This is a genomic window from Govania unica (assembly GCF_027920805.1).
GTDB classification, from domain to species: domain Bacteria; phylum Pseudomonadota; class Alphaproteobacteria; order Sphingomonadales; family Govanellaceae; genus Govanella; species Govanella unica.
Genome location: NZ_JANWOI010000001.1, coordinates 872,139 through 883,875, shown reverse-complemented (window position 1 = coordinate 883,875; position 11,737 = coordinate 872,139). Strand labels below are relative to the sequence as shown.

The following is an 11,737-nucleotide window of genomic DNA, read 5'->3' as shown; positions in this document are numbered from 1 at the left end:
TCATCTCCCGCCCAAGGTCGCGTCGGCATAAACCTGATCCAACCGATAGACCGTCACCGGCGGATTGGGTTCGGCCAGTTTCCGGTAAAGCCGCTCGGGCAACAGAGGCCCGAAATGGACGGCATCCAAAAGCCGCACGATAAGACGCGGTTGTTCCTGCGCCATCCAAACCTTGGTCCAATGGGCTTGCGGCTGAAACTGCGGCATGTCATCCGCCGTCATCAGGCGGTTCGGCTGTCCGGCGCTTTTCGGATTATAGAAATAAAGGGCCCCTGGCTCCGGCGGCGTAACGCGCAGCCGCGACATGGGCAACCGCGCCCATTGCAGATAAAGCTCGGCTTTATCGGCTGTCATCGGATCCGTATAGACCGGCTCCCGCGTGGTTTTCAGGAACGTCACAAGCTCCCGCTCGGCAAAGCGCGGATTACGGTTATCAAGATGAATCGCCACAAGATTGCACCCGACAAAGGCCACCCCCAGCACAGACAACAGGGTCAGCCGCCGCGCCTGCCACAACTGCGCCGCCACCAGCATCATGGCCACAAAACTACCGTAGGCCGGAACCATGAAATAGCGCGGCAACAACTTGGCGTCCGCCAGCACAATCGCCGAGAACAGACACCAGACCACCACCAGCAACGTCAATAGCCGCGCCAGCACCAGCACACGCCGTTCGGCCGGCCCCTCCGCCAGATCAAGCCGCCGCGTCGCGAGCCAGGCCATCGCCGGAATGGCGAAATAGAACAACAGCGCGAATTCCTGCTTGCTCAGCATCATCACCAAGGGGTCGATCCCGGCCCAGATATGGAAATTGCCGCTATCATCAAAGCTGAAGGGGGGCACGCTCACCCGGTCGACTGTCAGCACCGTACCCGCCTGCATCAGATCAAAGCGATGCAACGGGTCCCCGGTCATGATCCAGTAATAAAGCGTATCGAGGCCTATAATGGCCAGAAACCCAAAGAAAATAAGGAAATATGGCATCCGCCCCATGCGGAACCCGACAAGGAACAAGATGGTGAAAAAAATCGGCAGTGCCAGTGCGAGTTCATGGGACAGCAAAGCAGCCCCCGCCGCCATGCCCGACCCGAACAACAGAACCGCACGGTCGGGCCGACCAGCGGCGCGCCAGAACAGCCAGAACGACAGGCTCGCATAAAAAAGAAGCGCTAAATCGGCCGAGGGAATGGTCGCCTTCAGGGCGAACAGCGGCACCGTCAGCATCAACAACCCCGCCGCGAAGGCAGCAGCAGGCCCGGTCACCCACAAGAGCCCGGCATAGGTCAGACCAACGGTCGCAAGAAAATAAAGTACGGTCGGAAGCACGGCGGCAAATTCCGTATCACCGAACACCCCGAAAGAGGCGGCGATCGGGATATTGACCAGCTCCCGCGCGGTGCCGAAAAACTCCGCCACATAGGGGAAGTCATGAAGCCAGCCCCGCCCGGCCATCACATAATAGCTGTCATCGCTGGCGGTGAACCCGGTCCAGCTAAAGCTGAGCATCAGAACCGCAACCAGCCCCAGAATGAGCATATGTTTGAAAATATCAAGAGCGGAAACTTGCTCCGGCGCACGCCTGAACAACATAGTTACCCCCTGATATTGCACCTGTAACTTAAAATTGCCCGATCTGCGGGCAAAAGCCAAGCTCGAATATTTACAGTCAAAGCTTGACTTCCCTGCCCCGCTCAAGCACTGTGCGCCTCGCAATAGATGTCCCGCGACCGCGCGACGCCCAGCTGCCTTTGCAGCCAATGAGCGTTCATCCTGGGATAATCCCCTGAAATATCGCCAGGCCCGGCAGCGCGCGGGAACTGGCTTACGCCAGATACCGAACGGCCCGAACATGCGGCCGCCGCTCCCCGGCGCACAAGGAACAACCCCAAGTGACCACAACGACTTTTGCCGACCTCGGCATAGCCGAACCGATTCTGCGTTCTTTGATCACAGAAAATTATCTTCACCCGACCCCCATTCAGGAGCAGTCCATTCCGCTCCTGTTGAAAGGTCACGACCTTTTGGGCATCGCCCAGACCGGCACCGGCAAGACGGCGGCCTTCGCCCTGCCGCTGTTGCAGGCCCTGAGCGCGGTCCCCTACAAGCACAGCCCCAAGGTCGTGCGGGCACTCATCCTCGCCCCGACCCGCGAGCTGGTGATCCAGATCCATGAAAGCATCCGCGTTTATGGCCGCCATCTCGGCATTCGCACAGCATCGGTGTTCGGTGGCGTAAGCTACAACCCGCAGCTGCAGGCGCTTGGCCGTGGCCTTGATATTCTGGTCGCGACCCCGGGCCGCCTCCTTGATCACATGACCCAGAAGAACGTGCGGCTGGATAAGGTCCAGCACCTCATTCTCGACGAAGCCGACCGCATGCTCGACATGGGCTTCGTCAAGGACGTGCGCAAGATTTTGGCCGCTGTGCCAAAAGAACGCCAGTCGTTGCTGTTCTCGGCCACCATGCCGGGTGAAATCTCCAAGCTTGTCAGCGAATATCTGCATATGCCGAAGCGGGTTGAAATCACCCCGCAGGCCACCACCGTCGAACGCATCGATCAAAGCGTGATGTTCCTCGACAGTGCCGAAAAACGCACCAAACTGATGGAAATGATGGCCGATCCGGCCTATGGCCGCGTCATCATCTTCACCCGCACCAAGCATGGCGCGAACCGCGTTTCTGATTACCTTGAAGCAGGTGGCATTCGCTCAAGCGCCATCCATGGCAACAAGTCGCAGGGTGCCCGCCAGAAGGCGCTTGAATCCTTCCGCAAAGGCGAAGCGCGCGCGATTGTCGCCACCGACATCATGGCCCGCGGCATCGATATCGATGATGTAACTCATGTCATCAATTACGAACTGCCGAACGAAGCCGAAAGCTACGTCCACCGCATCGGCCGTACCGCCCGCGCTGGCGCCAAGGGCTGCGCAATCTCGTTCTGCGACCCTTCGGAACGCACCTATCTCCGGGACATTGAAAAGCTGATCAAGGGTAAGCTTGACGTGGTCGGCATCGACCCCGGCACCTTCGCCCCGCCGCCGAAGCGTGGCGGCATCAACAGTCACGGCCCACGCAGCAACACGGAACGCCGTGAAGGCGGTGGTGGCAACCGTCAGGGTCAGCCGCGCCCGGGTCAGCAGCGTCAGGGCAAACGCCCGGATGACGCACGTCGTCCCGATGCCCGCCGGACAGATGAACATCGCTCGAGCGAACGCCCACAGGCAGCGCGTGCAAACGACGACCGCCCGCGCAGCGACCGCCCCCAGGGCCCCGACCGCAACCGCAGCGAGCATCCCCGCTCGGAGAGCCGTGGTCCCGGCCCGCAGCGCCCAAGCCAACCGCGTCAGGGCCAGAAACAACCCGGCGGCAACAAAACCTTCCGCCCACGCGGCCGCAATTCAGCCTCCTAAGCGCGGCTGACGACTGACACAAAAACAAAGCCGGATCTCCGCGACACGCAGGGATCCGGCTTTGTTGCAAATGCCTGACCGTTTACCCCCACCCGTCATTGCGAGGCGCAGCCGAAGCAATCCAGTCCGGCCGTCGAAGATAAAGCCTGGATCGCCACGCCGCTGACGCGGCTCGCGATGACAGCGGAGAGGTGACAGCGGCGGGAGTATCAGATACCGGCGGGCTGCGAGACCGTGCCGTCTTCGCGGCCTTCGCTATAAAGCGGCAGCACCACCGTAAAGCGGCTACCCGCGCCTTCCTCGCTGTCGAGGAAGATATCGCCGCCCATCAGCTGGGCGAGATGTTTCGAGATATGAAGCCCGAGGCCGGTGCCTTCCTCGCGGCGGGAATAGATATTATCGACACATTGCTGGAACTTTTCGAACACCAGATGATGTTTGTCGCGCGGAATGCCAATGCCGTTGTCCCACACCGTGATCGCCAGCATGTGATCGGCCAGCAGCTCCACCTCGATCCCGACCGAGCCGCGATCCGGCGTGAACTTCACTGCATTCGAGAATAAATTCACAAACACCTGCGTCGCCCGCCGCATATCCACATGCAAGGTCCAGTCGCCCTGAATGAGCACGCTGCGGATATTGAGCTGCTTTTTATGAGCCCGCATGGTGACGAGATTGAATGCCTTCTCGATAACCGCCTTGAGGCTCACGGGTTCGATTTCAAGCTGGATGCGATCGCTTTCAAGCACCGCCACATCAAGCACATCATTGATAAGCCCAAGCAAATGCCGTCCAGCGCTCAGGATATCGTTGCTGTAGGATTTATACTGGTCGCTGATATCGCCGAATATCTCAAGCTTCATAGCTTCGGCGAACCCGATGATGGCATTGAGCGGCGTCCGCAGCTCATGGCTCATGGCGGCGAGGAATTCGTTTTTGACCTTGAGCGCTTCTTCGGCCTTGGCGGAGGCCATGTCGAGCTGCACATTCTTGTTGGTCAGCTCCTCAAGCATATTCTCGAGGCTGCGCTTGATTTCCTCGGACTGTTGTTCCGAGCGCATGCGGCTCGTGATATCCATGCCGGCACCGCGATAGCCGAGGAACTCGCCGCTCGCCACATCAAAGACCGGCACGCCGCTGAGATGAAACACGAGCAAGGCACCAGCGCGGTCATGCATGCCAAAAAGCTGATCGCGGAACGGGCGGTTGTGATATTGAGCCGTGCGCATGAGCACCGTGCCATCTTCAAGCGGAAGCATCACCCCGATCTCATCGAATCGCCGCCCCACATGCTTGGCCGCCGGAACCCCAAGGAGCGCCGTCAGCCGGTCGGACAGCATCTGAATCTGGCCGTCTCGATCGCATTCCCAGAACCAGTCGGAACTGGCCCGCGCGAAATCGCGGAAACGGACCTGAGCGGCGGTGGCCTGCTCCAGACTTTCGATCTCCCGCGTGCAATCCACATAGGTGCCGCCCACAGCCACCACCCGGCCACGCGTATCAAGAACCGGAAAATGACGGGAGCGGAAATAGCGCAACTGACCTTTGACGCGGATTCTTTCTTCGATGCTGATGCCGCGACCAAGCATGCGCACCTCTTCGATGACCGCCCGCAAGCCCGCCGGCAGCGTCACATCGACCCGGCTGCGGACTTCGTCATAAACACTTGCCGTCACTGTCTCGGACGTGCGGGCAAGCGTTTCATAACCTTCACTCACATGCAAAAGCCCGCCATCGACCGCCGCCACATAAAGCGGGATCGTGTCATCAAGCCGGATCCGGCCAAGCAGGACCTGAACCGCTTGCAGGGTCTCGTTGGTTTCAGGCCCCTGCGGCGCATGAGACGTTACCCGCCCGGCCTGTTCACCGGACATGATGGTGCATTGGTCCCAATCGATGCGGCGCACGGATTCAGGATCACCGCCGCCCGGCATCCTGCCGACGGCCTCACGCCCCAGTCGATGCTCCGCGCCCTCACCCCACATCGCCAACATCATCCAGAGCTTGCTGAAAAGCGTCATCACGCTGCCAGTAGGTCAAGGCCGCGCGCGCATTAGCCACGGAGATCGCATCATAGAGATCGAGAATTTCCTTGAGGAACGAAGTCGGCCGCACATGCTGCCCGCCGCGCGCTTCCGCCAAGGTCAGGAACAGCGAGGCAAAATCATTGCGACTCATGTCCATCGACCGGCAAAGCACGGCGAAACTTTCCCCACCCTTGTCGCGAAAGATCCGCCAGACGGTCGTGGCATTGACCCCCGACAGCCGCCCAAGCCCAGCCACAAACACCGACAAATGCTGTTGGCGAAGGCTGCACTTCAGGAACCCTATGGTCAGCTGACCGCTTTCGGAAAGACGTGCGACCAGCCGCACCGAGCGTTCGGCGACACTGTCCCCCGGCTCGTGACTGGCAATGGCTCGCCTGGTCGCGTCCTGCAACATACGGTCAAGACCGGTCGGATCAACCGAGCTGAAATCCACCAGCACCCGTCGCCGCAGCGCCGCCGACACCCACCAGAACATGCGATGCGCAAGTTCGGACGGCAAATCATGGCGCGACAGCAAGGGCTCCTGAAAGCGGTCAACCCGGCGCGATTCCGCCACCAGATATTCCATCCCCTCCCCGGACAGCTTGGCGTCGGGATTTTTCAGTAAGGTTTCAATGACATCGGCCCCGCCCTCTTCGATCAGGGCGTCGCTCACCTGTTCGGATACCCGGGCGCGCATGGCGATGGTCAGCCGATGTTCCTCGGAGCGGTTATGAACGATCTCGATCAGGTCGACATCGCGCAACAGCGTGCTTTTTTCAAGAATGGGGCGGGCGATTTCGATCTGTTCATTGGCCAACAGGCGCAACAGCTCGGGCGGCGCGCTGCCACCTTCCATCAGAAGCGTTGCCAGTTCCCCGCGTACAACCGTTTCAAGATCGGCAATCAGCTTATGCAGAATATCGGTCATCAGCATGCGCTGATGCTCGGTCAGGCGGCCATCCTGACTGAGAAACAAGTCAGAGATATTCTCCACCAGAACACGCTTGGAATGTTCCGTCTTCTCTTGCGCCAACTCATACAGGCGACTTACTTGCTCGCGGCCTATGGGATTCATCGCTTACTGCGGCCCCCGCCATCCAAAAACCATTCCCGGCAGCAACTTATTTGCACCCGGCGATAGAGATAACCCGATTCCAGTCCCGCCGTTTATACGTGGTGGACATTAAGAAAGTCTGAAACCGTCTTACTTTCTATGGAACCAGACACCGGAACAGTTCAAGTCGCGGCGTCATCACAGCAACAAAATGACAATAAAACAAAGGGGCCGCTTCAGCTCCCTGAAGCGGCCCCTTCTCAAAGTTTTCCGCCTGGATCAGCCGTTGAGCTTGGCCTTCAGCAAGTCATTCAGAACCGCCGGATTGGCCTTGCCCCCGGTATTTTTCATAACCTGGCCGACAAAGAAGCCAAAAAGCTTGTCCTTGCCGGACCGATATTCCGCAAGCTTATCAGCATTGGCAGCCAGAATCGCGTCAATGGCAGCCTCGATCGCGCCGGTGTCGGACACCTGACGCAGACCTTTTTCCTCGACGATCGCTTCCGGATCGCCGCCGGTCTCGAACATCAGTTCAAAGACTTCCTTGGCGATACGGCCCGAAATCACGCCGTCGAGCAGAAGCTTCTGAAGCTTCGCAGCGTTTTCGATGCTCACCGGCGAGGTCGAGACATCCTTGCCTGCCTTGTTGAGCGCCCCGAAAAGATCCGAAATCACCCAGTTCGACGCCTGAGTCGCGAAGTCCTTCATCGGCTTGCCCGTGATCTCGGCAATTGCGGCCAGGAAGGCTTCGAAATAGTCGGCGCTTTCCTTTTCCGCCGTCAGCACTGCGGCGTTATAGGCCGGAATGCCGAGATCAGCGGCCAGACGCTCCCGCTTCGCATCGGGGAGTTCGGGCAGATTACGCGCCAGCTCATCGACCCAATCCTGCGTGAAGCTCAATGGCAACAGGTCGGGATCGGGGAAATAGCGATAATCATGCGCCTCTTCCTTCGACCGCATGGAGCGCGTCTCGCCCTTTGTCGGGTCGAAAAGCCGCGTCTCCTGCTTGATCGAGCCGCCGTCTTCGAGAATGTCGATCTGACGCCGCGCCTCGACCTCGACCGCCTGCTGAACGAAGCGGACCGAGTTCACGTTCTTGATTTCGCAGCGCGTGCCAAGGGGCTCGCCCGGACGGCGCACCGACACGTTCACGTCGGCACGCATGGAGCCTTCCTCCATATTGCCGTCGCAGGTGCCGATATAGCGCAGAATGGTGCGGAGCTTTTTCAAATAGGCCCCGGCCTCTTCCGAAGACCGGAGATCGGGCTTCGAGACGATTTCCATCAGCGCCACGCCCGAGCGGTTCAGGTCCACATAGGTCAAGGACGGGCTCTGGTCATGCATGCTCTTGCCCGCATCCTGTTCCAGATGGAGGCGTTCAATACCGACGTCCTTGGTTTCGTCGCCAAGATCAATGACCACGGTCCCCTCACCCACGATCGGGTATTTGAACTGCGAAATCTGATAGCCCTGCGGCAGATCGGCATAGAAATAGTTCTTGCGGTCGAACACCGAGACCAGATTGATCGCGGCTCCAAGAGCAAGGCCGGTGCGGACGGCCTGGGCCACGCATTCGGCGTTGATGACCGGCAGCATGCCAGGCATGGCCGCGTCCACCAGGCTGACTTGCGAATTCGGTACCGACCCGAAGGTCGTCGACGAGCCCGAGAACAGTTTCGATTTCGACGTGACCTGGGCATGGACCTCAAGACCGATCACAACTTCCCAATCGCCCGTGGCGCCCTGAATAAGTTTCGCCATGATCAGGCCCTCCACCAGTCTTTGGGCCGGGCGGTGAAATTGGCCGCCCGCTCGATCACCGAGCCCACATTCAACAGAGTCGCTTCATCAAACACCTTGCCGATGAGCTGAAGCCCAAGCGGCAGCCCGGTCGACGACAGCCCGGCCGGAACCGACATGGCCGGAAGCCCGGCAAGGCTCGCAGGCACGGTGAAGACATCGTTCAGATACATGGCGATGGGGTCCTTGGTTTCCCCGATGCCAAAGGCCGCCGACGGCGCGGTTGGCGTCAGCAGCACGTCCACATCGTTAAAGGCCGCGGCAAAATCGCGCGCGATCAGCGTCCGCAGCTTTTGCGCCTTGAGGTAATAGGCGTCGTAATAGCCGGCCGACAGCACATAGGTGCCGACCAGAATACGCCGCTTCACTTCCTTACCAAAGCCCTCGGCCCGGGTTTTCGCATACATGTCGTCCAGGCTCGACCCGTTGACACGGCGGCCATAGCGCACCCCGTCATAGCGCGCGAGGTTCGACGACGCCTCGGCCGGAGCGACAATATAATAGGTCGCCAGCGCATGTTTGGTATGCGGCAGCGACACGTCCTTGATTTCGGCGCCCGCGTCCTTCAGCCACTCGACGCCCTGATCCCACAGTTTGGCGATCTCGGACGGCAGGTTGTCGGGACGGTATTCGGTCGGGATACCGACCTTCAGGCCGCGAATATCCCCGGTCAAAGCCGCCGCATAATCCGGCACCGGACAATTGATGGAGGTCGAATCCTTGGCGTCATACCCGGCCATGGAGCCAAGCATGATGGCCGCGTCCTTGACACTGCGGGCAATCGGCCCGGCCTGATCCAGCGACGAAGCGAAGGCAATCACGCCCCAACGCGAACAACGGCCATAGGTCGGCTTGATGCCCACGGTGCCGGTGAAGGCCGCCGGTTGACGGATCGAGCCGCCGGTGTCGGTGCCGGTGGCCGCCGCCGCAATATGCGCCGCAACCGCCGATGACGAGCCGCCCGACGAGCCGCCGGGAACAAGATTGGCGTCCGAGCCATCGGCCCGCCAGGGATTGAGCACAGGCCCCGCATAGCTCGTTTCGTTCGACGAGCCCATGGCGAATTCATCCATGGACAGCTTGCCGAGCATCACCGCGCCATCGCGCCAGAGATTCGCCGTCACCGTCGACTCATAAGGTGGCTTGAAGCCATCCAGAATGCGCGACGCCGCCTGCGAATGAACGCCCTTGGTGCAGAAAAGATCCTTGATGCCGAGCGGAATCCCGGCAAGCGGCCCCGCGGTTCCGGCTTTCAAAGCCGCATCCGCCGCGTCTGCCATGGTCAGCGCCTGTTCGGGCGTTTCCACGAGATAGGCATTGAGGCTGCGGGCGGCTTCCACCGCCTCGATATAAGAAGACGTCAGCTCGCGGGCACTGAAATCGCGAGCATCGAGACCGGCGCGGGCCTCGGCAATGGTCAGGTCGGTTAGCTTGGTCATGCGACTACTCGATCACCTTGGGTACCGTGAAAAATCCATGCTCGGCATTGGGGGCATTGGCCAGCACCACGTCGGGGTAACCGCCATCGGTCACCTCATCGGCACGGAGCGGCAATTGCACATGGACAACGCTGGTCATGGGCTCGACACCGTCGGTATTGACGGCCGAAAGCTCCTCGACAAACGCAAGGATGGTGTTCAATTCCGCAGCAAGCGGCGGAAGGTCGGCGTCGGCCACCTCGATACGAGCAAGATTGGCGATACGCCGGACGGTCGAAAGGTCAATCGACATGCTGTTCCGTCTTGTTAAATGGGTCCAGAGATCGGGCGGACACTAGCATCTTGGGGACCTGTGAAGCAAGTCGCGCGGGGCCTATGCAAACAAAAACGGCGGCCCCGGAGGACCGCCGCTTTTGAAAACGAATGATAAGGTTCAGGCAGCCTTGCGGCGGCGAGCTCCGAGCGCGACCAGACCAAGGCCGAGCAGCATCAAGGATGCCGGAGCCGGAACTTCTTCCTGCGGATCGGGACCATTGTTGGCATTCCGCTCACCGGACACATTCAGAACCGATTTGAGGAACGTGGCCGTCCCGGAACCATTGGTGCGCATGATCTGGACGGACAGCAGTCCATCATTGGTGATCAGCCCGATATCAAACTGGCTGTCGTTAATGACGATGCTCTGGGCAAAGTTGAAGCCGCCCTCTTTGGTGCCATCAAGGAACAGATCGAACTTACCGTTGGTATAACTCCCGGTACCGGTGAAATAAAGCGTCAGAACGGCCGAGCTCAGAATATCGGTCAGCGCATCATAACCAGCGCCAGCCGTCACCACGCCGCCAATCGTTGCCACAAGATTGTTGGTCGCGGCTGTCGGATAGGTAATATCATGCTGGTAGCTATAGCTCCCGCCATTGCCACTGAGCGTCACCCCCGCCGTTGGAGTGTAGGTATCGACATATTGCACCGGCACAGCCTCTGCCACACCCGCGAACCCCATAGCCATCACACCAGCTACAATCAACCCACGAAAAATCTTCATAACGACCCCCATTGCTAATTACGAACGATCAGAGCGCCACCCGACGCTCGTCATATCACATGGTCTTCATAAGCAATCATCGTGCCAGAATAAAAAATACAACTAAATCAATATCTTAATTTATATTCCCAAAAATCTGCTTTTGAGTCTGTCAAATTTTTCGACGCTTCATATGACCTTCTGTCTCAAACAAAAACCGACGCCTCAGTTAAGGCGCCGGTTTCAAAATAGCGAAGATATCTTTTAAAAGTATAAATTCAGCTGCTCAAGCCCAGCGGCGGCGCAACCCAAGTCCGGCCAGCCCCAAACCAAGCAACATCAGGGACGCGGGAGCCGGCACATCTTCTTGCTGCGGGTCTGGCCCGCCGCTGCTTGAGGTCGAGCCGCAAGGTGCATTGCAGACGAGCTTGCTCGAAGAGCCATTCGGGAATGGTTTCAACCGTACCCCGAACAATTGAGCGTCTGCCGTCTGCGGGAAAAAGGTATCGAGATTAAGGCCGCCTGCGTAGGCTATGGTGAAGACGGTGCTATAGACGAAGCCGTCACTGCCCGCGGTGCCGAAAGCAATCCCGACATCGAACGGATGCGCAATGCCCCCACCACCATCGAGAGTGGTATCACTTCCACCAACCTCTGTCACATTATTGGCTGATTTCGCAGTCGCTGAAATGAATGACCCCGAAATACTCAACGCCGACAGGATGCTTTCATTCGCCACGTTGAAATAAAAGGCCCGAAGCTCACCCTGAATTTCTCCAGCATGAACCGGTTCCGTCAACGTGAATCTCAGAGTGTTGGCATCCTGCTGTTCCACCAGGATATGCACCCGCGAACTGGCTCCCGTGAACTGCGTAAGCTCAAAGTTCAAAGGAGTTGCATGGGCCGCAGTTGCGAAGCCAAGAGCGGCAAAGAATCCGATTAAAGAAGATTTTAGCAACATAACGACCTCCATTCCCTTAAAA

The 11,737-nt window shown here is 59.1% G+C and carries 9 protein-coding genes; 1 reads left to right on the top strand and 8 read right to left on the bottom strand.

What is annotated here, in order from left to right:
- Positions 1-1,590: an ArnT family glycosyltransferase gene (locus tag NYP16_RS04060; protein ID WP_274942827.1), complete on the bottom strand. Its 1,590-nt coding sequence runs from the start codon at positions 1,588-1,590 to the stop codon at positions 1-3.
- A 299-nt stretch (positions 1,591-1,889) separates the two neighbouring features.
- Between NYP16_RS04060 and NYP16_RS04055 the strand changes: the two genes are divergently transcribed.
- Positions 1,890-3,410: a DEAD/DEAH box helicase gene (locus tag NYP16_RS04055; protein WP_274942826.1), complete on the top strand. Its 1,521-nt coding sequence runs from the start codon at positions 1,890-1,892 to the stop codon at positions 3,408-3,410.
- A 209-nt stretch (positions 3,411-3,619) separates the two neighbouring features.
- On the opposite strand, the gene NYP16_RS04050 is transcribed toward NYP16_RS04055, so the two are convergent.
- The 7 genes from NYP16_RS04050 to NYP16_RS04020 form a co-directional block, all read right to left on the bottom strand.
- Positions 3,620-5,431 (bottom strand): sensor histidine kinase, encoded by a 1,812-nt coding sequence (locus NYP16_RS04050; protein ID WP_274942825.1) that lies wholly within the window; start codon positions 5,429-5,431, stop codon positions 3,620-3,622.
- Complete coding sequence (locus tag NYP16_RS04045; RefSeq protein ID WP_274942824.1) at positions 5,385-6,434, bottom strand: DUF2336 domain-containing protein; 1,050 nt, start codon at positions 6,432-6,434, stop codon at positions 5,385-5,387. Before NYP16_RS04045 ends, NYP16_RS04050 begins: the two co-directional genes overlap by 47 nt.
- Before the next feature lie 339 nt (positions 6,435-6,773).
- Complete coding sequence (gatB, locus tag NYP16_RS04040) at positions 6,774-8,255, bottom strand: Asp-tRNA(Asn)/Glu-tRNA(Gln) amidotransferase subunit GatB (protein ID WP_274942823.1); 1,482 nt, start codon at positions 8,253-8,255, stop codon at positions 6,774-6,776.
- Positions 8,256-8,257: 2 nt separating this feature from the next.
- Positions 8,258-9,733, bottom strand: a complete 1,476-nt coding sequence (gene gatA / locus NYP16_RS04035; RefSeq protein ID WP_274942822.1) for an Asp-tRNA(Asn)/Glu-tRNA(Gln) amidotransferase subunit GatA — start codon at positions 9,731-9,733, stop codon at positions 8,258-8,260.
- 4 nt (positions 9,734-9,737) lie between these two features.
- Complete coding sequence (gatC, locus tag NYP16_RS04030; protein WP_274942821.1) at positions 9,738-10,025, bottom strand: Asp-tRNA(Asn)/Glu-tRNA(Gln) amidotransferase subunit GatC; 288 nt, start codon at positions 10,023-10,025, stop codon at positions 9,738-9,740.
- A gap of 141 nt (positions 10,026-10,166) precedes the next feature.
- Positions 10,167-10,775, bottom strand: a complete 609-nt coding sequence (locus tag NYP16_RS04025; protein WP_274942820.1) for a PEP-CTERM sorting domain-containing protein — start codon at positions 10,773-10,775, stop codon at positions 10,167-10,169.
- Positions 10,776-11,040: 265 nt separating this feature from the next.
- Complete coding sequence (locus tag NYP16_RS04020) at positions 11,041-11,715, bottom strand: PEP-CTERM sorting domain-containing protein (protein WP_274942819.1); 675 nt, start codon at positions 11,713-11,715, stop codon at positions 11,041-11,043.
- Positions 11,716-11,737: the final 22 nt, after the last annotated feature.